The 26,986-nt window shown below is 71.7% G+C and carries 31 protein-coding genes; 7 read left to right on the top strand and 24 right to left on the bottom strand.

Annotated features, from left to right (window positions below; all coding sequences use genetic code 11):
- Nucleotides 1–176: 176 nt before the first annotated feature.
- On the bottom strand, nt 177–437 hold the full coding sequence (locus tag ACIO1C_RS34890) for a type B 50S ribosomal protein L31 (RefSeq protein ID WP_401871581.1): 261 nt from the start codon (nt 435–437) through the stop codon (nt 177–179).
- A 64-nt stretch (nt 438–501) separates the two neighbouring features.
- Nucleotides 502–666, bottom strand: coding sequence for a 50S ribosomal protein L33 (rpmG, locus tag ACIO1C_RS34895; protein ID WP_161306795.1), 165 nt, complete (start codon nt 664–666; stop codon nt 502–504).
- A gap of 160 nt (nt 667–826) precedes the next feature.
- On the opposite strand from rpmG, the gene ACIO1C_RS34900 reads away from it, so the two are divergent.
- The 4 genes from ACIO1C_RS34900 (at nt 827) to ACIO1C_RS34915 (ending at nt 3,625) form a co-directional block, all read left to right on the top strand.
- The gene (locus tag ACIO1C_RS34900; RefSeq protein WP_401871584.1) at nt 827–1,483 is read left to right on the top strand and encodes a histidine phosphatase family protein; all 657 of its coding nucleotides are present in this window, start codon (nt 827–829) and stop codon (nt 1,481–1,483) included.
- A 287-nt stretch (nt 1,484–1,770) separates the two neighbouring features.
- The gene (locus tag ACIO1C_RS34905) at nt 1,771–2,247 is read left to right on the top strand and encodes a hypothetical protein (RefSeq protein ID WP_401871587.1); all 477 of its coding nucleotides are present in this window, start codon (nt 1,771–1,773) and stop codon (nt 2,245–2,247) included.
- Between the two features lie 123 nt (nt 2,248–2,370).
- Nucleotides 2,371–3,180, top strand: coding sequence for a fibronectin type III domain-containing protein (locus ACIO1C_RS34910; RefSeq protein WP_401871589.1), 810 nt, complete (start codon nt 2,371–2,373; stop codon nt 3,178–3,180).
- Between the two features lie 88 nt (nt 3,181–3,268).
- A complete protein-coding gene (locus ACIO1C_RS34915; RefSeq protein ID WP_401871592.1) occupies nt 3,269–3,625 on the top strand; it encodes an HGxxPAAW family protein in 357 nt (118 codons plus the stop codon).
- A 68-nt stretch (nt 3,626–3,693) separates the two neighbouring features.
- Here the strand turns inward: ACIO1C_RS34915 and ACIO1C_RS34920 are convergent, their stop codons facing one another.
- The 19 genes from ACIO1C_RS34920 to ACIO1C_RS35010 all read right to left on the bottom strand — a co-directional run bounded on the left by ACIO1C_RS34920 (nt 3,694) and on the right by ACIO1C_RS35010 (nt 20,927).
- A complete protein-coding gene (locus ACIO1C_RS34920; RefSeq protein WP_401871593.1) occupies nt 3,694–4,266 on the bottom strand; it encodes a PadR family transcriptional regulator in 573 nt (190 codons plus the stop codon).
- A gap of 198 nt (nt 4,267–4,464) precedes the next feature.
- Entirely contained in the window at nt 4,465–4,668 is a 204-nt protein-coding gene (locus ACIO1C_RS34925; protein ID WP_167022364.1) for a cold-shock protein, read from the bottom strand.
- Between the two features lie 349 nt (nt 4,669–5,017).
- On the bottom strand, nt 5,018–6,001 hold the full coding sequence (locus ACIO1C_RS34930) for an aldo/keto reductase (protein ID WP_401871596.1): 984 nt from the start codon (nt 5,999–6,001) through the stop codon (nt 5,018–5,020).
- A 131-nt stretch (nt 6,002–6,132) separates the two neighbouring features.
- Nucleotides 6,133–6,429, bottom strand: coding sequence for a hypothetical protein (locus ACIO1C_RS34935; protein ID WP_401871598.1), 297 nt, complete (start codon nt 6,427–6,429; stop codon nt 6,133–6,135).
- 191 nt (nt 6,430–6,620) lie between these two features.
- Entirely contained in the window at nt 6,621–7,421 is an 801-nt protein-coding gene (locus ACIO1C_RS34940; protein WP_401871600.1) for a putative protein N(5)-glutamine methyltransferase, read from the bottom strand.
- 281 nt (nt 7,422–7,702) lie between these two features.
- Nucleotides 7,703–8,299 carry a DUF1772 domain-containing protein gene (locus ACIO1C_RS34945; protein ID WP_401871603.1) on the bottom strand — a complete coding sequence of 199 codons (597 nt, stop codon included), beginning with the start codon at nt 8,297–8,299 and terminating at the stop codon, nt 7,703–7,705.
- A gap of 138 nt (nt 8,300–8,437) precedes the next feature.
- On the bottom strand, nt 8,438–9,400 hold the full coding sequence (gene metF / locus ACIO1C_RS34950) for a methylenetetrahydrofolate reductase [NAD(P)H] (protein WP_401871605.1): 963 nt from the start codon (nt 9,398–9,400) through the stop codon (nt 8,438–8,440).
- Nucleotides 9,401–9,522: 122 nt separating this feature from the next.
- On the bottom strand, nt 9,523–10,512 hold the full coding sequence (locus tag ACIO1C_RS34955; protein ID WP_401871608.1) for an alpha/beta hydrolase: 990 nt from the start codon (nt 10,510–10,512) through the stop codon (nt 9,523–9,525).
- A 36-nt stretch (nt 10,513–10,548) separates the two neighbouring features.
- A complete protein-coding gene (locus ACIO1C_RS34960) occupies nt 10,549–11,259 on the bottom strand; it encodes an indole-3-glycerol-phosphate synthase (protein WP_401871610.1) in 711 nt (236 codons plus the stop codon).
- Between the two features lie 29 nt (nt 11,260–11,288).
- Nucleotides 11,289–12,122: an N-(5'-phosphoribosyl)anthranilate isomerase gene (locus ACIO1C_RS34965; protein ID WP_401871613.1), complete on the bottom strand. Its 834-nt coding sequence runs from the start codon at nt 12,120–12,122 to the stop codon at nt 11,289–11,291.
- Nucleotides 12,119–13,264, bottom strand: a complete 1,146-nt coding sequence (locus ACIO1C_RS34970) for an acyl-CoA dehydrogenase family protein (RefSeq protein ID WP_401871616.1) — start codon at nt 13,262–13,264, stop codon at nt 12,119–12,121. Before ACIO1C_RS34970 ends, ACIO1C_RS34965 begins: the two co-directional genes overlap by 4 nt.
- Nucleotides 13,265–13,310: 46 nt before the next feature.
- Nucleotides 13,311–13,685, bottom strand: coding sequence for an ectoine synthase (locus tag ACIO1C_RS34975; RefSeq protein ID WP_401871618.1), 375 nt, complete (start codon nt 13,683–13,685; stop codon nt 13,311–13,313).
- A 2-nt stretch (nt 13,686–13,687) separates the two neighbouring features.
- The gene (trpA, locus tag ACIO1C_RS34980) at nt 13,688–14,515 is read right to left on the bottom strand and encodes a tryptophan synthase subunit alpha (RefSeq protein ID WP_401871620.1); all 828 of its coding nucleotides are present in this window, start codon (nt 14,513–14,515) and stop codon (nt 13,688–13,690) included.
- Nucleotides 14,508–15,557 carry a hypothetical protein gene (locus ACIO1C_RS34985; RefSeq protein WP_401871623.1) on the bottom strand — a complete coding sequence of 350 codons (1,050 nt, stop codon included), beginning with the start codon at nt 15,555–15,557 and terminating at the stop codon, nt 14,508–14,510. Before ACIO1C_RS34985 ends, trpA begins: the two co-directional genes overlap by 8 nt.
- A gap of 1 nt (nt 15,558) precedes the next feature.
- The gene (locus ACIO1C_RS34990; protein ID WP_401871625.1) at nt 15,559–15,822 is read right to left on the bottom strand and encodes an acyl carrier protein; all 264 of its coding nucleotides are present in this window, start codon (nt 15,820–15,822) and stop codon (nt 15,559–15,561) included.
- Nucleotides 15,819–17,333 (bottom strand): AMP-binding protein, encoded by a 1,515-nt coding sequence (locus ACIO1C_RS34995; RefSeq protein ID WP_401871628.1) that lies wholly within the window; start codon nt 17,331–17,333, stop codon nt 15,819–15,821. Before ACIO1C_RS34995 ends, ACIO1C_RS34990 begins: the two co-directional genes overlap by 4 nt.
- A complete protein-coding gene (locus ACIO1C_RS35000) occupies nt 17,323–18,237 on the bottom strand; it encodes a MaoC/PaaZ C-terminal domain-containing protein (RefSeq protein WP_401871630.1) in 915 nt (304 codons plus the stop codon). Before ACIO1C_RS35000 ends, ACIO1C_RS34995 begins: the two co-directional genes overlap by 11 nt.
- Nucleotides 18,234–19,484 (bottom strand): beta-ketoacyl-[acyl-carrier-protein] synthase family protein, encoded by a 1,251-nt coding sequence (locus tag ACIO1C_RS35005; RefSeq protein ID WP_401871633.1) that lies wholly within the window; start codon nt 19,482–19,484, stop codon nt 18,234–18,236. Before ACIO1C_RS35005 ends, ACIO1C_RS35000 begins: the two co-directional genes overlap by 4 nt.
- Nucleotides 19,485–19,709: 225 nt before the next feature.
- Nucleotides 19,710–20,927 (bottom strand): aminotransferase class I/II-fold pyridoxal phosphate-dependent enzyme, encoded by a 1,218-nt coding sequence (locus ACIO1C_RS35010; protein WP_401871635.1) that lies wholly within the window; start codon nt 20,925–20,927, stop codon nt 19,710–19,712.
- A gap of 394 nt (nt 20,928–21,321) precedes the next feature.
- Here ACIO1C_RS35010 and ACIO1C_RS35015 point away from each other — a divergent pair, with 394 nt between their 5' ends.
- Complete coding sequence (locus ACIO1C_RS35015; protein WP_401871637.1) at nt 21,322–22,200, top strand: BTAD domain-containing putative transcriptional regulator; 879 nt, start codon at nt 21,322–21,324, stop codon at nt 22,198–22,200.
- A 71-nt stretch (nt 22,201–22,271) separates the two neighbouring features.
- Here the strand turns inward: ACIO1C_RS35015 and ACIO1C_RS35020 are convergent, their stop codons facing one another.
- Genes ACIO1C_RS35020 through ACIO1C_RS35030 form a run of 3 tightly spaced genes read right to left on the bottom strand, consistent with a single transcriptional unit; the run spans nt 22,272 to nt 24,280 of the window.
- Nucleotides 22,272–23,027: an SDR family NAD(P)-dependent oxidoreductase gene (locus tag ACIO1C_RS35020; RefSeq protein WP_401871640.1), complete on the bottom strand. Its 756-nt coding sequence runs from the start codon at nt 23,025–23,027 to the stop codon at nt 22,272–22,274.
- Nucleotides 23,024–24,007 (bottom strand): 3-oxoacyl-ACP synthase III family protein, encoded by a 984-nt coding sequence (locus ACIO1C_RS35025; protein WP_161308101.1) that lies wholly within the window; start codon nt 24,005–24,007, stop codon nt 23,024–23,026. The genes ACIO1C_RS35020 and ACIO1C_RS35025 overlap by 4 nt, the downstream gene beginning before the upstream one ends.
- A 12-nt stretch (nt 24,008–24,019) precedes the next feature.
- On the bottom strand, nt 24,020–24,280 hold the full coding sequence (locus tag ACIO1C_RS35030) for a hypothetical protein (protein WP_161308102.1): 261 nt from the start codon (nt 24,278–24,280) through the stop codon (nt 24,020–24,022).
- Between the two features lie 240 nt (nt 24,281–24,520).
- On the opposite strand from ACIO1C_RS35030, the gene ACIO1C_RS35035 reads away from it, so the two are divergent.
- Nucleotides 24,521–25,405, top strand: coding sequence for a class I SAM-dependent methyltransferase (locus tag ACIO1C_RS35035; protein WP_401871643.1), 885 nt, complete (start codon nt 24,521–24,523; stop codon nt 25,403–25,405).
- A gap of 10 nt (nt 25,406–25,415) precedes the next feature.
- A complete protein-coding gene (locus ACIO1C_RS35040) occupies nt 25,416–26,978 on the top strand; it encodes a flavin-containing monooxygenase (protein ID WP_401871644.1) in 1,563 nt (520 codons plus the stop codon).
- Nucleotides 26,979–26,986: the final 8 nt, after the last annotated feature.

Here is a 26,986-nt window from a genome sequence, read left to right on the forward strand (position 1 = left end):
GCCACCGGGGCCCTTTTGGCCCCCCCCCCCCCCCCCCCCCCCCCCCCCCCCCCCCCCCCCCCCCCCCCCCCCCCCCCCCCCCCCCCCCCCCCCCCCCCCCCCGGGCGGGGGGGGGGCCCCGGCTGCCGGTCTCCGAGAGGAGTCATACGCCCCAGGGCCTCGCGGCCCGGGAGGAGTCAGTCGGTGGTGTTCCCGCGCTTGCCGTAGCGGCGCTCGAAGCGCTCCACTCGGCCCTGGGTGTCCACCACACGGCCGCGTCCGGTGTAGAACGGGTGGCTCGCGGACGAGATCTCCACGTCGATGACGGGGTAGGTGTTGCCGTCCTCCCACTCCACACGCTGCTCCGAGTCAGCGGTGGAACGCGTGAGGAAGGAGGCTCCGCCGGCGCGGTCCCGGAAGACGACCGGACGGGAAACGGGGTGGATACGAGGCTTCATGCGGAATCCTTCCTCGGTACGGGTGGAGGGGGTGGGACGGGGCGTTCGGTACGACGCCCGCCGGTCAGCGCTCTTCGCGAAACATCACGTGCTCGCCGGCGACCGCGTCGTACTTACGAAGGACAAGACGGTCGGGATTGTTCCGCCGGCTCTTGCGCGTCACGTACGCCTGGCCGGTGCCCGCCGTCGACCGGAGGGTGACGACCGGACGGGTTTCGCTGCGTGCCATGGGGGCTCCAGACTCTCGATATCGCTCCCATCGAGCGGTACGTCTCTGTAACACACCACCCCCTTGTGACATTCCCGCCACGTCCCGGCCCGTGGAACAGGAGAGACTGGGGGTGACTCCGGACGGCCGGAGCGCGGACAGCAGGAAGCAGGCGTCAGTCATGGGTGAGTTGATCCTCGTACGGCACGGCGAGACGGCCTGGTCGCTGTCCGGACAGCACACCGGGGCCACCGACCTGCCGATGACGGCACACGGCGAGGACGAGGCCCGCGCCGTCGCGCCGCTGCTGCGGGAGCGCCCCATCGGGCTCGTACTGGTCAGCCCGCTGGCGCGGGCCCGGCGCACGGCGGAACTGGCCGGCCTGGAAGCCCCGCGCATCACTCCCGACCTGCACGAATGGGACTACGGCGCCTACGAGGGCATCACCACCGCGGACATCCACCGGACCCGTCCGGACTGGAGCCTGTGGACCGACGGCGTGCCCCCGGGTCCGGCCGACCACCCCGGCGAGCAGCCCGGCGACGTCGGGGCCCGCGCCGACCGCGTGCTGGGCGAGATCATGGACACCCTGCGGGCGGGCGACGACGACATCGCCCTCGTGTCGCACGGCCATTTCCTGCGTGTACTGACCGCGCGTTATCTCGGACTGAGCCCGGCGGCCGGCGCGCTTTTCCAGCTGACCACCGGAACCGTGTCGCGACTCGGCCTGGAACACGGCAATCCCGTCATCACGGCCTGGAATCTCACCGTCCCGGCAAGCAGCTTCCGGGCCGCGTCGCAGGAAAAGAAAGACCTGTCCTCCCGTTCAGCAGGCTGAATATCGACCCCCTCGCAGGCTCAATTCATCGCCAGGTTTGCGTCATTCACGCCAAACGTGCATTCATATCCCTGAACTTCGTTGACTTCCGCTGAATCCCTTGTCGGCCGCCGCGCGCGCTTCTACTCTGTCGCCCAAGTCATTTGGGAATGGAGACGTGAGACGTGTCCCGGAAAATCCGTATCGTCACTGTCCTTTCCGCCACTTCCGCACTTCTCATGGCGGCTCCGGCCGCTCACGCGGAAGTCGAACCGGGAGGGTGGAATGCGACGTCCCCCTCCTTCACGGTGCAGGAGCGGGGGTGCGGCCAGGTCGACAACCTGACCTTCACCCTGACCTGTTCCACCGCGAGCGGTGACCAGCGCGCCGAGCGCAGGTACGCCACCTACACCGGCGGCACCCGCCAGTTCGAGGGGTACTTCCGGATCTCGAGCATGGGCGGCACCCGGATCAGCCTGAAGCAGACGTTCAACGAGTCCGCCTCGGGGCCGTACTTCATGCTGGCGGCCGAGCGCGGCGGCCGGCTGTACGCCGTGCACGGCGGAACCACACTCTCGACCGCGGGCACCGTCGGCGCCACGGTCCGGGTCAACACCGTGCACCAGGTGGGCACTTCGCACCGTACGTACATCAACGGCTCGCTGAAGCACACCTACAGCAGTCCGGGCGGCAGCTTCTACGACAAGTTCGGCGCGTACCGCACCGACAGCGGCAGCGGTCCTGCCACGGTCGTGTGGAGCAACGTGAAGTTCTGGAGCAAGTAGGCCGTCTCCTCCGGATCGCGCTTCGCCCCCGCGCCGGTGACCCCCTGGGGCGTGTCCGCGTCCCGGCGCGGGCGGACACCGGCGCGGACCATCTCCCCCCACACGCCAGAAGGACCCCCCTCCGTGCTTCCACAACCGCGCACCCCTGCCATGGTGGTGCTCCTCCTCGTCCTGGCGGGCTGCACCGCGTCACCCGACGCGACACCGGACCGTACGAGGGCCGCGCGCCCCGCACCACCCGGCGGCGGCCTCACGCTCACCGGGAAACTGGACTCCCCGGTGGACGCCACCCTGCGCTGGAAGGGCGACGAGGCGGGCGCGGCGGGCCGCGTACTGGAGTTCGCGACCGAACCCACGGGCCCGTACACCGTCCTGGAGTTCATGCCGCCAGGCCGGACGGACTACCAGCACCCGGACCTCATGCCGCACACCCCCTTCTTCTACCGGCTACGGCCCTACTCCGGCCCCGCCTCGGCGCCCGTCGAGGTCACACTCCCCCCGGGGGAGCCGACGGCCGAGGACCAGGAGGACGACCACACCTGGACGGCACCCCGCACCGTCGACGGGCCGCCGGCCGACACCCATCCGGTGGTGGACGCGGCGGCCGGCGAGACCCCGGCCGCCGGGAGCACACGGCCGGCGGACGCCGCCGCGCCGGGCGGCCTCCGGGCGACGGTCATGCACGCGGCGGGCATCAGATTCACCTGGACCGATCACGCCGAGGACGAGGACGGCTTCCTGCTGGAGACCAGGCCGTCGGGGAGCGAGACGTACCGCCCCGTGGCCGTCCTGGACCCGGACATCAACTCCTTCGGCCTGATCACCCTGCCGGACGAGAAGACGGCGTCCTATCGCGTACGGGCCTTCGTGTACGGAGAGCAGTCCAACATCGTCCACCTGGAGACCGGCGCATCAGTTCCTCGACGCGGGTGAACCCGGCCCGTTCGAGCCGGTTGTCCGGGCGTGGCACCTGGGTACCGCGTTCCTGAGACAGCACTCTCCCGAGGAGTGAGGAAGCCCCATGAGCGCACACGGCGAGGTCGACCCGGGTCACACCGTCGCGGGATGGACGGGCACGGTCATCGCGTGCGCGGGGACCGCCGGCGCGGGAGCGGCGATGTGCGCCGCCTGGGTGCCGGGCATATGGCTGGGCCTCGGCGTGACAGCCGTGGGCGCGCTGGTCACCTGGGTGCTGCATCTCACCGGCTGGGGGAAGCCGCCGGGGCCGCGCACCGCCGACCAGTGGCCCTGGCGGATCCGGGACCGGACGGCCACCGAGGGGCACGGCGACTGCGCCGGCTGCCGGCTGGCCCTGCGGACGGCGGGTGGCGGGGAGTTGGCCCGTACGACGGCGGCACCACCGGAATCGACGGCCTGAGCCACCACGGGCGGACGCCACGCGGTCCGGGCCCGCGACCACGAGTGGGACCGGGCGCCGCCCTCCTGTCAGCTCTCCGGGGCCTCCGCGGGGGCGTCCTCCGCGTCGGCGGCCCTCCCGCTGCCCTTGCGGAGGACCTCGTCGGCCGCCCAGCGGGCCCATTCCTCCTCCATCGCCCGCAGGCGGAGCCCGTACTCCAGCGCCAGCCTCCCGTTGACGGACAGCATGCCGTCCTCCCAGTCGACCGATTCCTTCAGCGCGGCGAGCCCCGCGTGCTGCCGGGCCGCCGTGCCGGCCTGGCGCAGCAGCCGGGCGACGGCCTGGTTCTTGGGCAGGACTCCCAGGAAGAAGACCTGGAGCAGCGTCTCGCTGCGCTGCGGACGGCTCCCCTCCTCCTCGACCAGCCAGCGGCGCAGCTCCGCGAGGCCCTCCGGGGTGAGCCCGTACTCCTTGCGCCCGCGCGGCCCCTCCGCGACCACCTCGACCAGACCGGTGGTGTCGAGCTTGCCCAGTTCGCCGTAGACCTGGCTCTGCGTGGCGGGCCATACGTTGGCGAGCGAGGTGTCGAACAGCTTCATCAGGTCGTACCCGCTCGCGGTGCGGTCGACCAGAAGTCCCAGAAGGGCATGGCGGAGGCTCATGACTCTCACCTTACCTTCCAGTATCGACCTGTCGAGACCGGAATCTGCACGGACGGCCTCGCCGCGTGCCGGCCTCCACGCACCGCCTCCGCGCGCCGGAAAGAGGAGCGGGCGCCGGCCCGGCGGGGAGAACCCGTCGGACCGGCGCCCTGTCGTCCGTGCCCTCGCGGGCGTGCGGGACGGCTCTGCTCTCAGCCCTTAGGCGGGGAGGATGTTCTCCGCCTGGGGGCCCTTCTGGCCCTGGGTGACGTCGAAGGTCACCTTCTGGCCCTCCTGGAGCTCACGGAAGCCGGAGGTCGCGATGTTCGAGTAGTGCGCGAACACGTCGGGGCCACCGCCGTCCTGCGCGATGAAGCCGAAGCCCTTTTCCGAGTTGAACCACTTCACTGTTCCACTGGCCATGCTGAATCTCCGTATCCGGGACGCATGGTCCCCCGCACGGTACGGGGAACCGGAGGTGATCGCCTTGGTCCGCAGAGACGCTGAACAGCACAAACGCCCGTGACGGTGCGTCACGGGCGAGCGGTACTTCGGAACCACGACAGCTGATCAAGACGCTACATGGCGCAACGCGATACAGCCACAGAAACGACCAACTCTTGCAGCCGCGCCGCACCCTGGCGCGGCAATCGGCCCACGATCATCCCGTTTTATCTCCCGATCAACGCCGGTCGGCGCCCCTCGGCGCCGGACCGGCAGGGGTCCGGCGCCGATCGCGGCCGCGTGGTTCGCCCGGGTGCGGAGGCGGTGCCTACCAGCGCCCGTGGACCGAGGCGCGCAGCCGCCGGTCGTACAGGTCCCTGACGGCGTCCAGGGTCGGCTGCGGCAGGGCGGGCAGCTCCGCCGCCGCGCCGTTGCTCCGGGCCTGCCCGACGGAGCGGGCGCCGGGGATGACGGTCGTGACGCCGGGCTGCTGGACGATCCAGCGCAGGGCCGTCTGCGCCGCCGTGGCGCCCTCGGGGGCCAGCTCGCCGAACTCGGCCGCCGCCGCGAGACCGGTCTCGTAGTCGATGCCGGAGAAGGTCTCTCCCTGGTCGAACGCCTCGCCGTGCCGGTTGTACGTGCGGTGGTCGTCGGCGGCGAAGACCGTGTCCTTGGTGTACTTCCCGGACAGCAGGCCGGAGGCCAGGGGCACCCGCGCGACGATGCCGACGCCCGCCTCACGGGCGGCCGGCAGCACCTCTTCGAGCGGCTTGAGCCGGAAGGCGTTGAGGATGATCTGCACACTCGCGACGCCGGGCCTGGCGATGGCCGCCAGCGCCTCGGCGCAGGTCTCGACACTCACCGCGTAGGCGGCGATCCGCCGCTCGTCCACCAGCGTGTCGAGCGCGTCGTAGACGGCGTCCGAGGCGATGACGGCCGGCGGCGGGCAGTGCAGCTGGACCAGGTCGAGGGTGTCGGTGCCGAGGTTCGCCCGGGAACGGTCGTTCCACGCCCGGAAGTTGTCCAGCGTGTAGTTCTCCGGAAGCTGCTCGGCCCGCCGGCCCATCTTCGTCGCGACGAAGATCCCGGCGTCCGGCCGGTCCTTGAGATAGCGGCCGATCAGCTGCTCGCTGCGGCCGTCCCCGTACACGTCCGCGGTGTCGAAGAAGGTCACACCCGACTCGACCGCCGCGTCGAGGACGGCGAACGCGTCCGACTCGGTCACGTCCCCCCAGTCCGCGCCCAGCTGCCAAGTTCCCAGTCCTACGACGGAGACGTCTCGTCCCGTCCTGCCCAGTACACGCTGCTCCATACGGGTGATGCTACGTGGTCCGGAGAGCGCTCCCCCGACCGTCCCCCCGGGGGAGGGCGGGTAGCCCCGGGACGTCGGGGGCCGCCCGCCCGTTCACGCGTCACCCACGGACCCGCACGCGCGGCCGTGGGTCAGTGGTCGTCCCAGTGGCCGTCGTGCCCGGCGTGCCGGTGGCCGTCGTGGACGTAGTCCACGTGGTCGCGGTGGGGCAGCGCGACATGGCCGCAGCCCTCGCCGTGCCGGTGGCCGTGCTCGCCGTGCGGCGCGTGGCCGGCGGCCTCGCACTCGTCCACGTGGTCGTCGTGGACCTGGTGGAGGTGGCCGTCGTGCGCGTAGTCCACGTGGTCGCCGTGGGGGACGGCCACGTGGCCGCAGCCCTCGCCGTGGCGGTGGGCGTGGTCGGGGTGGGGGGCGTGAGCAGTGGTCATGGCTCTCTCCGGTCGCGTCGGGGGCGGGCGGTGTCCGGCTCCCGCACACCGCCCGGCCTGATTCGCCTCCCCAACGAGATCTCACCGCTCACGTCACCTCGCGCGCGGCATTCGGCGTACGAACGCGCGCCGCCCGGCGGAGGGCGCGCGCGGCGACCCGCCCGGCGCTCACAGCCGTGCCCCGGGGCCGTTCAGGGGAGGGCGCGCGCCTTCGTACCGATGACCACCGTCGCGTACAGCTCGTCGGAGGTGACCGTGCGCGGGAGCAGGCCGTCCCCGGCGACGGTCGCGACGGCCTCGGCCGCCTGGCGTTCGCTCGTCTCGAACAGCAGCCGGCCGCCCGGTGCCAGCCAGCGCGCGGCCTCGGCCGTCACCCGCCGCAGGACGTCAAGGCCGTCCGCTCCCCCGTCGAGCGCCACCCGCGCCTCGTGCAGCCGGGCCTCCGCGGGCAGCAGCGCCATCTCCCGGGTGGGGACGTACGGCACGTTCGCGAGGAGGACGTCGACGCGTCCGGCCAGCTCGGCGGGGAGCGGGTCGTACAGGTCGCCCTCGTACACCCGGCCTCCCGCGGCGGCGACATTGCTCCTGGCGCACCGGACGGCGGCGGGGTCGATGTCGGAGGCGTACAGCTCCACCCCGTCCAGCTCGGCGGCCAGCGCGGCGCCCAGGGCGCCCGAGCCGCAGCACAGGTCGACCACCACGGCGCCGGGGACCGCGAGGGCCACGGCCTGGTCGACGAGGAATTCGGTACGCCGGCGCGGGACGAACACCCCGGGGTCCACGGTGATGCGGCGGCCCCGGAACTCCGCCCAGCCCAGGACGTGTTCGAGGGGAAGTCCGTGGACCCGCCGGTCCACCATGGAGGTGAGTTCGGCGGGGGTGCGGGCCGTGGAGAGGATCAGTCGCGCCTCGTCCTCGGCGAAGACACAGCCGGCGGCGCGAAGTCTGGTGACAACGGTGGAGAGCGGGAGAAGGGACGGTGGAACCGACATCGGAGCCTTTCGGGAACGCCTTCGGGCGCTCCCGCGGTCACCTGGGTCGGTCGGACCGCACGGCCGTGAGGAGGAGCACCCGGCCTGATACAGCGGTAATGGGGTCCACCTCCTCGATCGCTCACTGCTGAAGGACGACTTCACTCTACCCGAGGCCGCGCAGGCCCCGGGCGGCGCGGGACCGACGCGGTCCGGACGGCGAAGCGCCCGCCCTTCCCCTGGGAGCCACTCGGGAAGGGCGGGCGCGTCACCTGCGGTCCGGCGGTGCCGCTGAGGGGGGCTCAGACGGCGCCGGGGCGCAGCGGGGAGGTCCCGCGCCCGTGCAGCACCAGGGCGCGGGTGAGGAAGCCCAGGGCCGCGGTGCAGACCAGGGTCCGCACGATGTTGGTGGCCACCCAGGTGTCCTTGAACTTGTCGACGACCGAGAAGTCGGTGATCTTCGCGGGGTCCCCGGCGGCGGCCAGCTCGTTGTTGAGGGGGATGTTGACGCTGAACGTGATGACGAGGGCGACCAGGTAGAGCGCCGCGGCGGCGGCGATCCAGAGCGCGGCGGCCCGGCGGCCCTGGCGGTGCTCCAGGACCACCGCGATGCCGGTGGCCAGCAGCGCGCCGACGAAGACCATCCCGAAGAGTCCACTGCCGTCGATCAGCGCGTTGAAGTTCTGCATCGCGGTGACGTAGGTGCGGTCGTCGCCCTTGGCCAGACCGGGCATGACGGAGACGTCGAAGGCGAAGAACAGGCCCGCCATGAGACCCATGGTGATGGTCGCGATCATCAGCAGGGGCCCGGCCGCCCTGCTGCGGCGCACCGGCGCGGCCACGGGGGGCGGGGGGTGGGCGACGTAGGGGTGGGGGGTGCCGGGAGAGTAGTGACTCATCGCAGTTCCTTGTCTGACGTCCGCCTCATGGGTCCAGTCAAGCCGAAGGCGCTGAGACGGTACATAGTTGTAAAGCTCAGGTGCATGTCCCTGCGTCCAACTCCGGCGCCGGAAGGGCCGCCGCCCGGGGAAGCCGGTTCAGCGGGGGACGGTGGCCGGTTCGCGGACCTCGCGCGCGCTCACGCCGAGGTTCTGGTGAATTTCCAGCGTGGCCGTGGACCGGTTCAGGGTGATGTAGTGCAGGCCCGGGGCGCCCTCGGCGAGCAGTCGCCCGGCCATCGCCGTGGCGTGCTCGACCCCGATGCGGTGGCCGTCGGCGGGGCTGTCCCTGGCGGCTTCGAGACGCCGGGCCAGGTGGTCGGGGAAGCGGGCGTCGCTGAGTTCGGCGAAGCGGCGGATCTGCCGTACGTCGGTGGCGGGCATGATCTCCGGGATGATCGGGGTCGTGCAGCCGGCGGCCGCCAGCCGGTCGCGCAGCCTCAGGTAGTCGTCCACGTCGAAGAACATCTGGGTGATGGCGTAGTCGGCGCCGGCGCGGCACTTGGCGACGAAGTGGCGGATGTCGGTGTCCCAGTCGGCGGAGCGCGGGTGGCGCTCGGGGAAGGCGGCCACCCCGACGGTGAAGTCGCCGAGGTCCCTGATGAGGGCGACCAGTTCGCTCGCCTGGGCGAAGCCCTCGGGGTGGCGGACCCACTCGGCGCGCGGGTCGCCCGGCGGGTCGCCGCGCAGGGCGAGGACGTCGCGGATGCCGGCGTCCGCGTACTGGCCGATGATGTGGCGCAGTTCGGCGACGGAGTGGCCGACGGCCGTCAGGTGGGCGACCGGGGTGAGGGTGGTCTCGGCGGCGATGCGCTTGGTGACCTCGACGGTGCGGTCGCGCGAGGAGCCGCCCGCGCCGTACGTGACGGAGACGAAGGTGGGGGCGAGCGGTTCGATGCGGCGGATCGCGTTCCAGAGGGTGCGTTCACCGGCTTCGGTCTTCGGCGGGAAGAACTCGAAGGAGAAGGAGCGCCTCCCCTCTGACAGCGCTGACAGCGCTGACAGCAGGGAGCGGGGGCCGGTCTCGGGGTACGGCGGACGGTCTGCGGTCTCTGCCGCCATGGCGGAGGTCCTTCCTGAAGTCGGTCGAGGCACCTGTGAGTTCGCAGAGTAGCCGCCGGGTGGCACTGCGTTCGGCCCCGGCCACATGGTGATCACCGAGGTGTCGGCCGCGTCCGTGGCGGTCAGCGCGCGCCTGCGTGTCCGCGCAACAGGCACTCCTCCAGGAACGCCACCGCCCGGAGGTGGTAGGCCCGGGCCGCGTACCCGAGGCTGATGTTGTGGCCGGCTTCGGGCAGCCGCTCCACCGTGACGTGCGGGGCGGCGGTGAGGAGGGCCGTCATCGCGGCGAGGTCGTCCTCGCCGAGCCGCCACCACAGTTCGTGTTCCGCGAACGTCAGGCGTACGGGGATCGTGACGCGGCCGGCCAGGCGCGGGTACTGCGCGGGCCAGGAGGCGGTCTGGGCGGCCTCGTGCCGGGGGACCCGCTGGAGGAGGGAGCGGCTCGCCCGGAACGTACCGGGCGGATAGAGATGCAGCGGCCCCCAGTTGAGCCGGGACGCGCCGCCGCCGAGGGTGTCGGGGAAGTGGCGGGCCTCGGGGTTGTACTGCCAGCCGCAGCCGTTGACGTCCAGGCCGAGGAGTGACCCGCCGGCTTCGGCGGCCGCCATGTGGAAGGCGACCTTGCCGCCGTCGGAGTGGGCGGCGAGGAAGAAGCCGGCCCCGGTGGGGTGGGTGCGGGCGAAGGCGGCGAGCGCGGTGTGCAGGACGACCGCCTGTTCGCCGAGGGAGTGGCCGTCCGGGAGCCGGCGCGCGGACAGCCCGTACCCGGGGCGGTCCAGCGCCAGTACGGTGTGGCCGAGCCGCGCGCCCAGGGTGAGCAGGGAGTTGAGCGGGTCGGTCAGGCCGTTGAAGTAGTCGGCGCACATGCCGCGGCCGTGCACGGCGACGATGACGGCGCGTGGTGCGCCGCCGGTGCCGTCGTGGACATCGGCCGGTTCGGCGAGCAGGCCGGACACCTGGACCCCGCCGGCGTCCAGGAGGATCGGCCGGACGGCGGGGACAAGGCTGAGGTCGGGTCCGAGAACGGGGCCCAGGTCAGGACCGGCGGCGGGGCCGGGGTCGGAGCCGAGGGCGGGGCCGGGCGGGGGTGTGGTGTCGGCCGGAGCGGTCATGGTGGTGGTCTCCAGGAGCGGTACGGGACAGGGCGGTCAGGGCGTGCGGGACGGTGGCCGGACCCTGGCACGGTCCAGGTCCTCCAGCCAGCCGGCCGCGCTGTCGGTGCGCAGCAGCGACGTACCGACCAGCAGGCCCGCGAAGCCCGCGTCGAGCAGGCGCGCGGCGGCGACCGGGCTGTCGATGGCGCTGGCGCTCACCGGACACCGGGTCCCGGACGCGCGGAGGGCGGGCAGCAGGGCCATGCTCCGGTCCAGGTCTCCGCGATCGCTCTCCTTGACCTTGATGTCCTTGTTGTTGACGGCGACCACACACTCGTCGGCGTGCGGCAGCCCGTCGAGTTCGGCCTCCTGGGTCACTTCCACGAAGGGGGTGAGGCCCTCGGCGAGGCAGCCGGAGATCAGGGTGCGCATGCTCGACCTGGGCAGCAGCGCGGCGGTGAGCAGGACGGCCGACGCGCCCAGCTCCCTGGCGGCGCGCAGTTGGTCCTTGCGGGTGATGAAGTCCTTCTGGAGCAGCGGCAGATCGGTGAGCGCGGCCACATCGCGCAGCAGGGCCGTCGTCCCGCCGAACCAGCGGCCCGTCACCACGGAGATGCAGGGCGCGCCCGCGCGTTCGTACGACTCCACGATCGCGGCCGGGGTGCGTCCGCCGAGCAGGTCGTAGCCGTGCGCGTCGCGCCGTTTGACCTCCATGACCAGCGGGCGCTCGGCGGCCAGCAGGGCTTCCAGGAAACGGGCGGTCATCTGGTCTCCTCCAGGGGGTGTCTCGTCGGTCAGGCCGGATCAGGGAGCGGGGTGGGGTGCCGTGGATCGCAAGGCGGAGGAGGGAGTCGATGCGGAGCATCGGCGAGTGACGACAACGCGGCGAGGCGCGGTGCCCCACCCCGCGAGCCCGGCATGACCGACGAGACACCCCCCGGGAACGACGGTACGGTCCGCCAGGCGCGGGCCAGGGCGCTGACGGCCGGCGCCGCGAGGCGTCCGTGGCCGTCGCGTGCCGCGGTGTCGACGTCGACGCCGCGGAACCCGGGGTGGCTCACGACGGCTTCGAGGCCGGGGCGGTGGGCGGGGGTGATGCCGCCGGCGAGCAGGAACGGCCGGGTGAGGCGCGGCAGCAGGTCCAGCACGTCGCGTGCGCGGAGGGACTGTCCCGTGCTGCCGATCCGGCCGTCCTCGGTGGTGGTGTCGAGGAGGAAGAGGTCCGTGCCGGCCCGTTCGTACGCGCCGATCAGCGGGCGTTCCAGGCAGACGCCGTCCCGCAGGTGGAGCACCTTGACCAGCACCGCGTCGGGCAGGGCGGCGCGCAGGGCCCTCACCACGGAAGGCGGCTGGTAGGCGTGCAGCTGGAGCCAGCGGAGCCCGGTGCGGCGGGCCACCGCGACGAGGCCGTCCGGATCGCCGAGGAAGGTGACGAGGACCGGTTCGAGCCGGCCGGTGGCGTGGGCGGCGGAGACCAGGCCGGCCAGCCGGTCCTCGGGCAGGTCCGCGTGGCCCCCGGGCACACCGTGCCAGAGGCCGACGCAGTTCGCCCCGTGGTCGGCGAGCAGGGCGATGTCGGCGGGTCCGGTGGCTCCGCAGACCTTGAGGACGCCGGCCGGCACGCTCATTGGCCCAGGCCCATCATCGAGGCGATGCGGTTGTACTGGATCTCGCTGGTGCCCGAGTAGATGGTGCCGGCCACGGCGTTGCGCACGTCCTTCTCCAGGCCGTACTCGGTCATGTAGCCGTGTCCGCCGAAGAGCTGGACGGCGGTCAGGCTGGTGGCGAGGTTGGATTCGCTGGTGAGGAGTTTGGCGATGGCGAGGTCGGTGGTGACGTTCTCGCCGGCCGCGAGGCGTTCGCCGGTGTCGTAGAGCCATTTGCCGGCCGTCTCCAGCCGGATCTTCGCGTCCACGATCTTGTTCGCGACGGACTGGTAGGAGCCGATGGTCTTCCCGAAGGAACGGCGGGTCCTCGCCTGCTCGACGAGGCGGCCGAGACGGTGGCGCATCTCCCCCACGTTGACGATGAAGGAGTAGAGGATCTCCCGCTTCATCACGTGGTCGAGCACGAGGAACCCTCCGCCGACGCGGCCGAGCACCTGGGTGGCGGGGACGCGGCAGTCGTCGAAGTAGAGCTCGCTGATGGGTGAGGTGCGCAGGCCCATCTTCTTGGTGGGCTTCCCGATGACGAGGCCGGGGGTGTCCCGGTCCACGAGGAACGCGGTGACGCCGAGGGCTCCGCCGTCCGGGCGCGTACGCGCGTAGACGACGATGACGTCGGCGACCGGCCCGTTGCTGACGAAGATCTTGCCGCCGTTGAGGACGAAGTGGTCGCCGTCCCGGACGGCCCGGGTGGTCATCGCCATGGCGTCCGAGCCGCTCTCCGCCTCGGTGATCGCGTGGGCGCCGATCACCTCGCCCGAGCAGATCCGGGTGAGGTACTTGTCCTTCTGAGCCGCCGTGCCGAACTGCTCCACGGGGACACCCGTGCTGGCCATGGTGGTGGTGACCGAGAAACTCAGCCCCGAGTCGCGGCAGTTCTCGCCCAGGCCTTCGAGCACGTGCATGGTGGTGAGCAGGGACTGTCCAAGGCCGCCCCACTCCTCCCCGAAGGGCAGTCCGAGAATGCCGGTCTCCCGGATCAGCTTCCACTTGTCCCAGGAGAACGTGGCCTGTTCGTCCTGTTCGATGTGGCCGGCGCTCAAGGCCTCGCCCCACCGTGCCAGGCCCTCGCGCAGGTCGGTCTGATCGGCGTTCCAGCGGATCACGGTGAGCCTTTCGATGTACGTACGGACCGTGCGGGTCTGGGGTGGATCAGTAGGCGGAGGAGCTGTGTTCGTCGAGCTGGTGCACCTCGTCGCCCTGGAGGGCCGGGGAGAAGACGCACACCAGGCGGAGGTCCTCGTGCGGGCTCGCCACGAGGTAGTGGGGATCGTTCTCGTTGAGGGAGTAGAGAACGCCCGGCGTGAGCGGGTGCGACGTGCCGTCGAGCTCGATCACCTCGCCGGATCCCTCGATGCAGTAGCAGGTCTCCAGGTGGTTGCGGTACTGGAGGCGGGACTTGGTGCCGGCGCGCACGGTGGTGTCGGTGACGCTGTAGTCGAGGCCGTCCGCGGCCGTGAGGAAGCGACGGCTCAGGCCGTTGCCCCATTCGACGGTCTTGACGTTCTCCAGGTCACGGATAATCATGTTCAACTCCCTGTTCTCTCTGGTGTGTTGGTTGGGATGGGAGAGACGGACCGGACGAAGTCGCGGAAGGCCCGGACGACGTCGTCGCCCTGGTCGAGTGCCTGCTCGATCGTGGCGACGCCGGCGGAGCCGATGATCACGCCATCGGCGCCGCAGGCTCGTACGGCTTCCACGTCCTGTCTGGTCCTGACCCCGAAGCCGACGGCTATCGGGGACGTCGTGTGCGCCCGGAGAGCGGTGACCGTGCCGGCCAGGTCCGCGTGGCCGGTGGCCGGCGCGGTGCCGCTGCGTCCGTAGTGGGCGACGAGATAGAGGTAGGCGGTGGCGTGGGCCGCCGCCTCCGCCCGGGTGGCGGGCGGGCTCTGCTGGTAGCAGGTGGTGACGACGGGCAGCCCCGCCTCGCGGGCGGCGGCCAGGTGGGCGGCGCGCAGCCGGGGCGGCAGCGCGTGGACGAGCAGGCCGTCCGCGCCCGAGTCGGCGATGGTACGGGTGGTGGCCGCGAGGTCCCGGTGCTTGAGCGAGTGGCTCCAGTCGGCGAGCAGCGCGATCCGCAGGGTGCGCAGTCCGGGGCGGACGGCGGCGATGAACTCCAGGACCTCGTCCAGGCCCACGCCGAGGGCGAGCGCGCGGCGGGCCGAGCGGCGGATGACGGGCCCGTCGGTGACCGAGTCCGGGAAGGGGACGGCCAGTTCGAGGCAGTCGACGCCCTCGTCGTCCAGCATCCGCACGAGGTCGGCGAGGACGTCGAGGGGCGGGTCGCCGGCGTTGAGGAACAGCGCGAGGCCGGGTCCCTCGCCGCCGGTCCTGGCGCGGGGGAAGAAGTCAGACATGGGCCGCTCCGCCCGTACGGGCCGGTGGCCGCGCTCGGTCGGCGCGGACGCGCTCGGCCAGGGCGCGGGCCGCGCCGCCCCGTACCGCTTCCTCCGCCGCCGCGACGGCCCGGCTCCAGTCGGTGAGGTGGCCGCTCGCGACGGCCAGGGCCGCGGCGTTGAGGCAGACCGTGCGGGTGGCCACCTCACCGGCGGTGCCGTCGAGGACGGACAGGAAGTGGTCCGGCGCCGAGGCGGGGTCGGCGGCCGGGCCGATGTCGTCGAACCCGCCCTCGGAGGAAACCAGTTCACCGGCCTTGACCGTGAACTCGTCCCCGTGGTTCCTGTGCACGGTGTTGTCGGCGAAGCCGAGCAGTTCGTCGGCTCCCCGGTCGTTGGTGGTCAGCCACAGCGTGCGATCCGTGACCGTCCCCGCGAGGGCCCGGAGTTCGGCGAGCGGGGCGCTCGCGGAGACCCCGGTGACCTGCGCCGTGACGGGCAGGTCGGCGAGGAAGGGGCCCAGCGCGTTCAGGAAGCGGCCGAAGGGCTTCATGCTCAGCGGCGCGACGGTCCTGGCGAGCCGGGTCAGCTGCGCGGGGTAGACGAACGGCCCCGCGAAGGCGATGCCGTACCGCTCCAGCGTTCCCGCGGTCTGCTCGTACGACGACGTCAGCCGGATCCCGAGGCGTTCCAGCAGGTCGACGGAGCCGAGGCTGCTGGAGTAGGCACGTGAGCCGGTCTTCACCACCCGTACGCCCGCCGCGGCGGCGACAAACGCCGACGCGGTGGAGACGTTGAAGGTCCTGGGGCCGCCGCCGGTGCCCACCACGTTGACCGTGCCGGGCCAGCGGTCCGCCGGCCGGGCGGGCCGCCGTTCCGCGAGCGAGTCCAGCAGGTGGCGCAGGGTCTCGTGGTCGGGGAGCCGGGTGGCCAGGGAGGCCAGCAGGGCGACGGCCTGTGCCTGGTCGAGGCTGCCGTCGCCGAGCTGGTCCCAGAACGACCGCCAGGTCTCACGCCCGACGGGCGAGCGCTGTTCGAGCAGTCCGAGGATCGCGAGATGCACGCTAGTTCCCTGCGACCTCTGGTCGGCGCGCGCCCGAGACGAACGCGTCGATCGCGGCGACACTGCGGAAGTTGTCCGGGTCGAGGTCCTCGTCACCGATGGCGACCTCGAACCGGTCCTCGACCCAGGCGATCAGCTTCAGCACACCGAGGCTGTCGATGACACCGTCGGAGAGCAGGTCGTGGTCGTCGGCCAGCTCCTCGGCGCTGACGTCGGGCAGGAACTCCTCGATGACGAACTGCTTGATGGTGCCGACGTGGCTCATGACGTTCTTCCTTTCGCTGATGACAGGGGGTGGAGCCGGTCGAGCGCCCTGCGGTCGACCTTCCCGGTGGCGGTCTTGGGCAGCGGCTCGTCGACGATCCGCAGCTGGGCGGGGACGGCGGCCCTGGGCAGGCCCTGGGAGCAGTGCTTGCGCAGTTCGAGGCTGCTCACCCCGCTGCCGGGCGCGCGCTGGACGGCGGCGATCAGGATGCGGCCCTCGATGGGGTCGGGCACGGCGGCCACGCCCGCTTCGAGCACCGCGGGGTGGTCGAGCAGGACCCGTTCCACCTCTGCGGTGTTCACCGCCACACCCCGGACCTTGACCTGGTGGTCGCCGCGTCCTGTGAGGTGGAGCCGTCCCCCGATGTCACGCCGTACGAGGTCGCCGGTGCGGAACCAGGGCCGGTCGTCGAGCCCGAGAGGGTGGCCGGTGAAGACGCCGGCGTGCCGGGTCCTGTCCAGGTAGCCCGCCGACTGGAAGGGCGTCGACACGTACAGCTCGCCGGAGCCCGGTCCGGTGACGGGCCGGCCGTCCTGGTCCAGGACCAGGGCCTCGACCCCGGGGAGCGGGACGCCGATCGGCACCGGTGTGCCGGTGGTGGCGTCCACCTCGTGGACGAAGCTGTCGTTGGTCTCGGTGCAGCCGTAGATGTTGTGGATCCGCGCCGAGGGGAAGAGCTTGGGCAGCCCGCCCAGGGTGCGGTCGGGGATGACGTCGCCGGTGAACATCGCGTGCCGGACGCCGGGCAGGGTCACCCCGCGCCGCTCGGCCGCGTCGAGCAGCAGACCGTAGAACATCGGCACCGCCTGGACGACCTCGACGTCGTGGCGCACGAGCAGGTCGAGGAGGTGTCCGCCGCGGGCGGCGAGGGCGGGGTCGACCAGGACGACCCGGCCGCCGTGGGCGAGCGTGGTCCACACGTCGAGCAGGCAGAGGTCGAAGTTGAGCGGGGCGTAGTTGAGGACCGTCGTGCCCGGGGTGATCGAGAAGGCGGGCGCCGCCCAGGCGGCGAAGCGGTTCACGGCGTCCCGGCCCAGTGGGACGATCTTGGGCAGGCTGGTGGAGCCCGAGGTGGTGAGCATGAACGACACCTCGGCGGCCTCGCGGGGCGAGAGCGGCTGCGGGGTGACCTCGGGGTTGGGTACCACGCCCGGGTCCTCGGCCCCGGGCGTGATCACCCGGCGGCAGCCCGCCTGGGCGAACAGGTCCGCGAGCAGGGCGGGGGCGAGCGCGGGGGACGGCAGGAGGAAGGGGCGCCGGGCGAGCAGGCACGCCAGGACGAGGGCCACGGCGGAGGGCGACTTGGTGCCGAGGACGCCGACGGGTTCGCCGGGGGTGAGCCCGATCCCGTCCAGCCGTTCGCGCTGCTGTCCGGCCTGTTCGTACAGCTCGCGGTACGAGGTCTCCTCGCCGTTCCAGACGAGTGCGGGCGCGTCGGGGCGCTCGCGGACCTGGAGGAGGAATCCGCCGACGAGGCCGCCGGGGCCTGAGCTGGTGCCGTCAGTGCTCATGGCTGCCTCCGGCGGGTCGCGCCTCGGCGCCGGTGCCGGCCAGCTGGACCCAGCCGCTCTTCACCGCGGGCCCCGCCGGGGTCCTGCCGGTGAAGCGCACCACCAGGCCGGCCGCGTCCGGCTGGAGTTCGAGACGGAGCGCCTCGCCGGGCGCCACGGGGGACGAGAAGCGGGCGCCGATGCCCCGTACCCGCGACGGGTCGCCGTCGGCGTACCGGTCGGTGATCTCCTCGACGGCCAGGGCCACCACGCTCATGCCGTGCGCGATGACGGAGCCGAAACCGGCGGCGCGGGCCGCTTCCTGATCGAGGTGGATGGGGTTGAGGTCGCCCGAGGCATGGGCGTACCGGCCGATCCACTCCTCGGTCAACTCGTGCGTCGCGACGGCGGGTTCACCGGATCCGGCGGGCTTCGGGGCGGGGGCACCCGCCGAGATGTCACCGAAGGGGTCCAGTGCGGTGGCCCCGACGAGCAGGGCGCTGGTGAGCAGCTCGGCGAAGGGCTCCGCTCCCCCGTCCGCGTCGCCGGTGAGCCGGGAGCGCAGGGCGACCCGGGTGCCGCGCGGCTCGCGGCGGGCGCCGAGCACGTCGAGCCGTACGGTCACCCGCTCACCGGCGGCGACGAGCCTCCGGCAGCGGATGTCCTGGCCGAGGTGGACGACGGACACGGGTCCCGCCTCGGCGGCGGTCAGCGCGGCGACGGTCTGCTCGGCGACGGTGTGGGCGAGGACAAACGCGTGCACGGGCGAGGCGGATTCGACTGTCCGGTGGCCGGTTCCGGCCGCCGGGATCGCGGACCGTACGGCGTCCCGGTAGGCGGTGAGGTGCGCCGCGGTGACGGTGGAGGCCGCCGCGGGGGCGAGGGCCTGGGCCCCGGTCGCTTCTTCGGTCGGTGTGGTGGTCATACCGGCGTCACCACCAGGGTGGAGTTGTGGCCGCCGAAGCCGAAGGAGTTCGACAGCGCGGGACCGGACGCCACGGGGCGCGGAGCGCCGTGGACCACGTCGATTTCCATGCCTGGCTCCAGTTGTTCGTGGTTGGCGGTGGGCGGGACCTCGCACCGGCGCATCGCCTCGACGGTGGCGATCAGTTCGACGGCTCCCGCGGCTCCGATGAGGTGGCCGATGACACTCTTGGTCGCGGTCACCGGCGGGCCGTCGGCGCCGAACACCTTGGTGAGCGCGGCCGCTTCGGCCCGGTCGTTGTGCGGGGTGGAGGTGCCGTGGGCGTTGATGTGGACGATGTCGGAGGGGATCAGGCCGGCGTCGGCGATCGCCCCGGTCATCGCGTCGATGGCGGCGGAGCCGTCGGGCAGCGGCATGGCGAGGTGGTAGGCGTCGGAGGTGGCCGCGTACCCGGCGACGATCGCGTACGTCCGCGCTCCCCGTGCCCGTGCGTCGTCCAGGCGTTCCAGGACGACGAACCCGGCTCCCTCCCCCATCACGAACCCGTCGCGGTCGGTGTCGAACGGCCGGGATGCGTGCTCCGGGTCGTCGTTGCGCAGCGAGACGGCGTTGAGGTTGCCGAACCCGGCGAGGGTGACGGGGGTGAGGGTGGATTCGCAGCCGCCCGCGATGACGACGTCCGCCCGGTGGGTCTGGAGGAGCATCAGCGCGTGGCCGACGGCATCGGCGCCGCTGGCGCAGGTGGTGGCGATGGTCAGGGCGGGGCCCTGCCAGCCGAGCCGGATCGCGATCTGCGCGGCGGCGGCATTGGGCATCGTCATCAGCGGCATGAGCGGGTTGACCCGGTGGGGGCCCGACTCGGTGAAGAGCCGGGACTGCTCGTCGCTGGTGGCCCGGCCGCCGACGGCGTTGCCGACGACGATGGCGGTACGGCCGGGGTCGGCGGTGGGCGCCCCGGCGTCGCGATGGGCGGCGAGCGCGGCGGTCGTCCCGTACAGCGCGAACGGGTCCATCCGCCGGGCGTCCTTGTCGGGGACCAGTCCGACGGCGTCGAGTCCGCGGACCCGGCAGCCGATCCTGACCCGGTGGCGGGACAGGTCGAGGTGGGTGAGCGCGGCGGCGGTCGACCGGCCGGCGCGGAGGGTGTCCCACAGGTCGTCGGGGGTGCTGCCGCCCGGAGTGACGACGCCCATGCCGGTGATCGCGACAGGCGCTGTGAGCGGTGCGTGCCTCGGTGAGGTTGGCATCTCGGATCCCGTATCCCGTGCGAGCGGCGGACGGCCGTCCGGCCGTTGAGGTGGTGTCGGTGGTGACGGTCGTGCGCGCGTGCCGACCGGTCGTACGAGTCGGTGGCACGCGCGCCGGCGGCCGTGGGTGCCGGCCCGGCCCTGAGACTCCGGCGGCTCTGACAATGGGTCAGGCACGGGTCGGGGCGGGGCTCGGGCGTGGGTCGGGCGTGGTTCAGGCGGGGCTCAGGCGGGGATCAGACCGCACTCCGCCGCGGCCTTGAGGAAGGCCTCCGCGGCGAAGTCGAGGTCGGCCTTGGTGTGCCGGGCGGTGATGGCGATCCGCAGCCGCGCCAGGTCGTTGGGGACCGCGGGGGTGACCACCGGCAGTCCGATCACGCCGGCCGCGCGGCACGCGGTCGCGTAGTCGTAGGCGGCCTCGTCGGAGCCCGCGATGACCGGCACCACGGCCGTCTCGCTGTCGCCCGTACGCATCCCCCCGTCGTTCAGCGTGCGGCGGAAGCGCGCGGACTCCTCCTGGATGTGGGTGACCCGCTCGGGCTCCTGCTGGAGGATGCGCAGCGACTCCAGCGCGGCGCCGGTCTGGGCCGGGCCGAGCGCGGCGGAGAAGAGGAACGGCCGTGCCGCGTACTTGAGGTGGCCGATCAGCTCCTCGGGCCCCGCCACCCAGCCCCCCATGGAGGGGATGGCCTTGGACAGTGTGCCCAGCTTCACATCGACCTTCGCCGTGTACCCGAAGTGCTCCTCGATGCCCTTGCCGGTGGCGCCGATGACACCGAGCGCGTGGGCCTCGTCCACCATCAGCAGCGCGTCGTGCGCGTCGCAGACGCGGCGCAGCTCGGGGAGCGGGGCGATGTCGCCGTCCATGGAGTACACACTGTCGACGATGACCAGGCGGACGCCGTCCGGGCCGGCGGCGGCGAGCCGCCGGTCGAGGTGGTCCACGTCGTTGTGGCGGAAGCGGGTGACGGTGGCGCCACTGAGCCGGCAGCCGTCGACGATGCTGGCGTGGTCGTACTTGTCGATCAGTACGGTGTCCCCCGCGCCGACCAGGGCGCCGACCGTGCCGACGTTGGCCGCGTAGCCGGAGCCGAAGACCAGCGCCCGGTCGCGGCCGGCGAACTGGGCGACCTCCGCCTCCAGCTCCTCGTGCAGCGGGATCGACCCGGCCAGTGCGCGGACCCCGTGGTTGCCGGTGCCGTACAGCTCGACGGCGGCCTGGGCGGCCCTGACCACACGCTCGTCGCCGGCCAGCCCGAGGTAGCTGTAGCCCGACATCATCAGGAGGCGGCGGCCGTCGAGGTCGGCGTACGCGGAGTCCCGCTCGACCGTGTACGTGACGAAGCTGTTGCGGCGGGCGGGCTCCCATTCGAGCGACTGCACACGACGGCGTGTCGCGTCCAGTTTCGGCGCGAGCCGTTCCCAGCCTCCGGATGCGTTCACGGACGTCTCCTCATCCACGTTTCGGACAATTACCGGAGTCCTCTCAACCCTGGACCCGAACTGCGACGCAATTCAACGACAGGCGCGCAAGGCGGGCGCAACACGGCTATGAGATGGGGGAATTGGGGCAGCGCAACAAGAACGCGACAGCGGACGGCAATCGGAACTCAAGCCTCCAGCCATTCAAGCGGATTGTTCACCGGCCACTGTTGACACAACGAGAAGGGGGGCCGGTATCGTCCAATTCTTGTGCGGGGGGCATACCCGAGACGTGTCCCGCTTTCCTCCACAAGGACAAGCGTGACGGCCCCCAGGCGCGTTCTCGACCCACCGTCGCCGGCGGCAGCCGGCGCCGGAACTCCCGGCCACCGGCCGACCGCTCAGGGAGTACAGCTTGCTCATCAGACTCGCTGGTCTCGTCACCATGGAACCCGACGGGACTGCCCCACAGCACCTGTCCAGCGCACAGGCCCAGGTCGCGTTCGCCCGGCTCGTCCTCGAACGCTCCGGAGGCACCAGCCGCGACCAACTCGCCGACACCGTATGGCCGGACGGCCTCCCAGACACGTGGGCGTCCGCGCTCCGCAGTGTGGTCAGCCGGGTCCGTACGTTCGTCACGTCCCCCACGCAGCATCCGGGCATCACACCGCTCGTCGCCCACGGCGGGCGCTACCTGCTGTATCTGCCCAAGGAGGCCCTGGTCGACGTCGAGTGCGCGGAGGAGGCGGCGACCGAGGCGGCCGAGGCGTACGCGACCGGCTCGTACGGTGTGGCGCAGAAGCTCGCGGCCGCCGCTGTGTCACATCTACGCGGGTCATTTCTGCCGGCCCACGAGGGCGAGTGGGTCAACAGCACCCGGGAACGCCTCGATGAGCTGCGGTTGTCCGCGCTGGAGACGGCGAGTCTCGCCTCGTCGGCTCTCGGCGACGAGCACCACGCGCTGCGGTACGCCGAGGAGGCCGTACGGCGCGCTCCGTTCAGGGAGAGCGCGTACCGGTGCCGGATGGCCGCGCACCGGACCGCGGGCAACCGCGCCGAGGCGCTGCGTACGTACCAGCAGCTGCGCGAGGTCCTCGCCGAGGAGCTGGGCATCGACCCGGCGCCCGAGAGTGAGGCCGCGTACCTGGAACTGCTGCGGACGCCCGACCCGCGGCGGCGGCCGGAGCCCCGGGCGATCACCCAGCTGGACCCGGTCCTGATGGGCATGTTCGAAGCTCCGTACCCGCGGCCGGCCGCACCCCGCCCGTTCGCACCACGCCGGCGTGTGGCCTAGGGCCTGTCGGGGGACATGGGAAAGAGGCGGCCCGGAGAATTCCGGACCGCCTCGTTTCGTGTGCCACGGCGTCAGGTGATGGAGACACCGCTGTCGATGCTGATGACCTGGCCCGTCATGCAGTCCTGGTCCAGGAAGAGCGCCGCACTGCGCGCCACCTCCTCGACCGTGACAAAACGCGGGATGGGGGCCTTGTCCTCCATCCCCTCGATGACCCGGTCGGACAGGTTCTTCGTCATACCGGTGATCATGAAGCCGGGCGACAGGGCGTTGACGGTCACCCCGCGCCGGCCGCACTCGGCGGCCAGGGTCCGGGTGAAGCCGATGAGCCCCGCCTTCGACGCGGAGTACGCCGTCTGGCCCGCCGTCGCGATCAGGCCCGAGGGCGAGACCACATTGATGATCCGTCCCCACCGCTGCCTGAGCATGTACGGCACGGCCACCCTGCTCGTGTGGAACGAGCCGACCAGGTTGGTCTGGATCACCTGCGCCCAGTCCGCCGGCGACTGCATCGCCATCAGCGAGTCCTTGCGGATCGCGCCGTTGTTGACCAGCACGTCGACGGGTCCGAGGCGCTCGCTGATCTCCGCGTACAGGGCGGTGACGGCCTCCCAGGAGCCCACGTCACCGGTCACCAGGACCGAGTCGTTGGACAGCTTGTCCTGGACGGCCCTGGCCTGTGCCTCCGCGCTGTTGTAGTGCACGGCGACCCGGCAGCCGAGGGCGTCCAGTTCGAGCGCCAGCGCCTGGCCGAGGCCGCCGGACGCCCCCGTGACGAGGGCGACCGGCTGCTCGGGGCGGCTCCCGGGTGTGTTGTTACGGCTCATTTCTCCCCGCCCCACTCCAGGAGCATCGATCCCCACGTCATGCCGGCACCGAAGCCCGCGAGCAGGACCTGGTCGCCGTTCTGGATCCGGCCGTCGTCGAGCGCCTCGGTGAGGGCGATCGGGATGGACGCGGACGCGGTGTTGCCGTACCGCTCCAGGTTGGTGACCAGGGCCTCCTTGCGCAGACCCGTGTGGCTGAGGATCGAGTTGATGATCCGGATGTTGGCCTGGTGCGGGATGATGTGATCGACGTCGGCGGCGTCGACCTTGGCGCTCTCCAGCGTCTCCCGGACCGTACGGACCGTGTAGCGCACGGCGTTGAGGTAGATCTCGTTGCCGTTGATCTGGGCGTAGTGCAGCCCCGCGCGCACGGTCTCCTCGGTGGTGGGCATCCTGCTGCCGCCCGCCAGTACCTTGAGGCTGCCGGCGCACGAACCGTCGGCGCCCAGGTTCCACGCCTTGACCCGGTTCTCGGGTCCCGGCGTCAGGACGACGGCGCCCGCGCCGTCGCCGACGAGGATCGACAGGTCCCGGTCGTCGGGATTGGCCGTCAGGGTGTGGGTGTCGGAGCCGATCAGCAGGATGGGCCGGGGGTCGATGGCGATGAGCGCCATCGCCGACACCAGTCCGTAGACGAAGCCCGCGCACTCCGAGTTGACGTCGTGCGCGCTGCCCGCGATGCCGAGGTCGTGGTGGACAAACGCGGACGTGGCCGGTGAGGGCTGTTCCGGGGTGGCGGTGGCGACGATCAGATGGGCGATGTCGGCACCGGTCAGCCCGGCCTTCTCCAGCGCGCGCCGGCCGGCCTCGACCGCCAGTGAGGCGGTCGTCTGGCCGGGACCCACGGCCCGGCGCTCCTGGATACCGCACCGGCTGACGATCCAGTTCTCGTCCACACCGAAGCGCTCCGCGAGCTCCGCGCTGGTGACCTTGCGCTCGGGTACGGACATGCCCCACCCGGTGATGTCAAAGCCGTTCACGGGGCGCTCTCGCTACGCCTGCGCCGGCTGCGGCACGAGCGCGAGGATCCGCTCGTACACATGGCGCAGCGTCGTGGTGTCGTCGAGGTCCGCGAACAGCGACTCGTCGGCGGGGATGTGCGGGTATTGGTTCTGGAACCCGTACAGCCACTCCATCAGGTCCAGCGAGTCGACGTCCGCGATGTGCTGGAGCGGTGCATCGGGGCTGACCTCCTGGGCGCCCGACACGGCCTCGAGCTGGCTCGCCAGTTCTTCGATGGTGGGCAGCGTCATGAGCTTCGGTCCTCTCTCGCGGTGCATCCGGTTTCGAGAGGCATGCAAGCGCGGGCCGCGCAACCGGCGCGCAACACCGGTGCCGTACGGGCGTGTTGCGCGTCTGTTGCGAGCCAACCGCTTTCCTCATGACCGGATCGCAGGACCGGATCGCCCGGCGGGATCGGCGGTCGGACCGGCCGCCGCACCGGCGGTCGGGACGAGCGGATCGCGGAACCAACACCAGGAAAGAGGTCGAGGATGACAACGGTCGCCCCCAGATCCGTGGACCCCGAGGTCGACGCGGTCAGGCACCACTACGAGGTGAGCAACGATTTCTACGCTCTCCTGCTGGGCCCGTCCATGATGTACTCCGGCGGCTACTGGGAGCCGGACGAGACGCTCGTCGGGGCCCTGGACGAGGCGCAGTTCCGCAAGCTCGACGTGTTCGCCGAGCTGGCCGGCGCCAAGGACGCGGGCCGGGTGCTGGACATCGGCTGCGGCTGGGGCACCATGCTCAACCGGCTGACGACGGTCCACGGGGTGCGCGAGGCCGTCGGCCTGACCCTGAGCCGTACCCAGGAGGCGTTCATCACCGGCCTGGACAACCCGAGGATCACCACGCGGGTGGAGAGCTGGGCGGACCACACCACCGACGAGAAGTACGACGCGGCGTTCTGCATCAACGCGCTGGAGCACTTCGTCTCCTCCAACCTGCCGCCGCGCGAGCGCACCAAGCGCTACCGCTTCTTCTTCAACCAGGTCTCCAAGGCGCTCAACCCGGGGGCGAAGTTCGTCCTGCACACGATGACCGCCGAGGCGCAGCCGATGAGCCGGGACCTGCTCGCTGACCTCAAGTTCCTCCAGCGCAGCGAGTTCGAGGGGATGCACATCCCGCATCTGCACGAGCTGACGGCGGCCGCGGAGGGTCTCTTCGAGGTCGTGGAGATCGTCAACGAGCGGGAGTCCTTCGCGCAGGCGTGCCGCGCCTGGCTGGAGCGGCTGGCCGCGGACCGTGAGACCGCGGTCGCCCTGGAGGGTGAGGAGGTCGTGGCCCGCTTCGAGCGCTACCTCGACATCTTCGCGTACACCCTTGAGGACAAGTTCTTCAACAACTTCCGCGTCACCATCGCGCGCAGGGGCTGAGGAGGCCACCGTGACGAGCATTCTCGAACCCGCCCACGGCGGCGGAGTGAGCGGTGAGGCGCGGGACGCGGCCGGCCGGGGGCCGACCCGTCATCTGCGGGTCGCGGTCATCGGCAGTGGCTTCTCGGGCCTGGGTACGGCCATCCGGCTGCTCCAGCAGGGCATCGACGACTTCCTGGTCTTCGAGCGGGCCGACGAGGTGGGCGGCACCTGGCGCGACAACTCCTACCCGGGGTGCGCCTGTGACGTGATGTCCCACCTGTACTCGTTCTCGTTCGCGCAGAACCCGCACTGGAAGAGCACGTTCGGCAAGCGCGACGAGCTGTACGCGTATCTGCGGGACTGCGCCGACCGGTTCGGGGTACGGCCGCACATCCGCTTCGGCCACGAGCTGATCGCCGCCCGCTGGGACGACGCGACCCGCCACTGGCACATCGAGACCTCGGGCGGGGAGTACACCGCTCAGGTGCTGGTCACCGGCACCGGATATCTCAGCGAGCCGGCGCTGCCGGACATCCCGGGTCTCGCGGACTTCGAGGGGAAGGTCTTCCACTCCTCGCGCTGGGACCACGACCACGACCTGACGGGCCGGCGTGTCGCCGTCATCGGCACGGGCGCCTCCGCCATCCAGTTCGTCCCGAAGATCCAGCCCGAGGTGGGGCAGCTGGACCTCTACCAGCGCACTCCCCCGTGGGTCGGCCCCAAGAACGACAAGGCCACCAGCCCGCTCCAGGCGAAGCTGCTGCGCGGACTGCCCGGTTACCAGAACTTCCGGCGCAACTTCAACATGTGGGGCCGCGAGATCCTGGCCTTCGTGATGGCGCGCCCCAAGGTCGCCGGGAAGATGCAGAAGATGGCGTCGGACCATCTGAAGAAGAGCGTCGAGGACCCGGCGCTGCGCGAGCGGCTGACGCCCGACTACGTCATGGCGTGCAAGCGGCTGCTGTTCTCGAACACCTGGTACCCGGCGATCCAGCAGCCCAACGTCGAGCTGGTCACCGACGGGATCGACCACATCAGGGCCAAGTCGGTGGTGGGCAAGGACGGCCAGGAGCGCGAGGTCGACACCATCATCCTCGGTACGGGCTTCAAGGCCGTGGACCGCCCGGTCGCCGGGCGGATCTGGGGCCGGGGCGGCGTCCAGCTGCGGGAGGCGTGGAGCGGGGGCATGTCCGCGCACCGCGGCACCACCGTGGCCGGCTTCCCCAACCTCTTCATGCTGCTCGGCCCCAACACGACCCTCGGGCACTCCTCGCAGGTCGTGATGATCGAGGCCCAGATCGCCTACGTGCTCAGCGCGCTGAAGCAGATGGACCGGCGCGGCCTGTCCAGCGTGGAGGTCCGCCAGGAGGCCCAGTCGGCCTACAACGCGGCGCTCGACGAGCGGCTCGACGGCACGGTGTGGAACGCCGGGAACTGCAAGAGCTGGTACCTCGACAGCAGCGGCCGCAACCCGTCGATCTGGCCGACGTACACCTGGCGGTTCCGCCGTCAGACCAAGCACTTCGATCTGGGCGAGTACCAGCTCGCCACCACTGTCGGCGCCGGAAGACCGGCTGTGAAGCACGTATGACGAACGGG

It is taken from the genome of Streptomyces sp. NPDC087420 (assembly GCF_044744165.1).
In the GTDB taxonomy this organism is placed as follows: domain Bacteria; phylum Actinomycetota; class Actinomycetes; order Streptomycetales; family Streptomycetaceae; genus Streptomyces.

Coding starts and splice junctions, on each gene's coding strand:
- ACIO1C_RS34890 (WP_401871581.1), bottom strand. CDS start 437: ATGAAGCCTCGTATCCACCCCGTTTCCCGTCCGGTCGTCTTCCGGGAC.
- rpmG (WP_161306795.1), bottom strand. CDS start 666: ATGGCACGCAGCGAAACCCGTCCGGTCGTCACCCTCCGGTCGACGGCG.
- ACIO1C_RS34900 (WP_401871584.1), top strand. CDS start 827: ATGGGTGAGTTGATCCTCGTACGGCACGGCGAGACGGCCTGGTCGCTG.
- ACIO1C_RS34915 (WP_401871592.1), top strand. CDS start 3,269: ATGAGCGCACACGGCGAGGTCGACCCGGGTCACACCGTCGCGGGATGG.
- ACIO1C_RS34920 (WP_401871593.1), bottom strand. CDS start 4,266: ATGAGCCTCCGCCATGCCCTTCTGGGACTTCTGGTCGACCGCACCGCG.
- ACIO1C_RS34925 (WP_167022364.1), bottom strand. CDS start 4,668: ATGGCCAGTGGAACAGTGAAGTGGTTCAACTCGGAAAAGGGCTTCGGC.
- ACIO1C_RS34930 (WP_401871596.1), bottom strand. CDS start 6,001: ATGGAGCAGCGTGTACTGGGCAGGACGGGACGAGACGTCTCCGTCGTA.
- ACIO1C_RS34935 (WP_401871598.1), bottom strand. CDS start 6,429: ATGACCACTGCTCACGCCCCCCACCCCGACCACGCCCACCGCCACGGC.
- ACIO1C_RS34940 (WP_401871600.1), bottom strand. CDS start 7,421: ATGTCGGTTCCACCGTCCCTTCTCCCGCTCTCCACCGTTGTCACCAGA.
- ACIO1C_RS34945 (WP_401871603.1), bottom strand. CDS start 8,299: ATGAGTCACTACTCTCCCGGCACCCCCCACCCCTACGTCGCCCACCCC.
- metF (WP_401871605.1), bottom strand. CDS start 9,400: ATGGCGGCAGAGACCGCAGACCGTCCGCCGTACCCCGAGACCGGCCCC.
- ACIO1C_RS34955 (WP_401871608.1), bottom strand. CDS start 10,512: ATGACCGCTCCGGCCGACACCACACCCCCGCCCGGCCCCGCCCTCGGC.
- ACIO1C_RS34960 (WP_401871610.1), bottom strand. CDS start 11,259: ATGACCGCCCGTTTCCTGGAAGCCCTGCTGGCCGCCGAGCGCCCGCTG.
- ACIO1C_RS34965 (WP_401871613.1), bottom strand. CDS start 12,122: ATGAGCGTGCCGGCCGGCGTCCTCAAGGTCTGCGGAGCCACCGGACCC.
- ACIO1C_RS34975 (WP_401871618.1), bottom strand. CDS start 13,685: ATGATTATCCGTGACCTGGAGAACGTCAAGACCGTCGAATGGGGCAAC.
- trpA (WP_401871620.1), bottom strand. CDS start 14,515: ATGTCTGACTTCTTCCCCCGCGCCAGGACCGGCGGCGAGGGACCCGGC.
- ACIO1C_RS34990 (WP_401871625.1), bottom strand. CDS start 15,822: ATGAGCCACGTCGGCACCATCAAGCAGTTCGTCATCGAGGAGTTCCTG.
- ACIO1C_RS34995 (WP_401871628.1), bottom strand. CDS start 17,333: ATGAGCACTGACGGCACCAGCTCAGGCCCCGGCGGCCTCGTCGGCGGA.
- ACIO1C_RS35000 (WP_401871630.1), bottom strand. CDS start 18,237: ATGACCACCACACCGACCGAAGAAGCGACCGGGGCCCAGGCCCTCGCC.
- ACIO1C_RS35005 (WP_401871633.1), bottom strand. CDS start 19,484: ATGCCAACCTCACCGAGGCACGCACCGCTCACAGCGCCTGTCGCGATC.
- ACIO1C_RS35020 (WP_401871640.1), bottom strand. CDS start 23,027: ATGAGCCGTAACAACACACCCGGGAGCCGCCCCGAGCAGCCGGTCGCC.
- ACIO1C_RS35030 (WP_161308102.1), bottom strand. CDS start 24,280: ATGACGCTGCCCACCATCGAAGAACTGGCGAGCCAGCTCGAGGCCGTG.
- ACIO1C_RS35035 (WP_401871643.1), top strand. CDS start 24,521: ATGACAACGGTCGCCCCCAGATCCGTGGACCCCGAGGTCGACGCGGTC.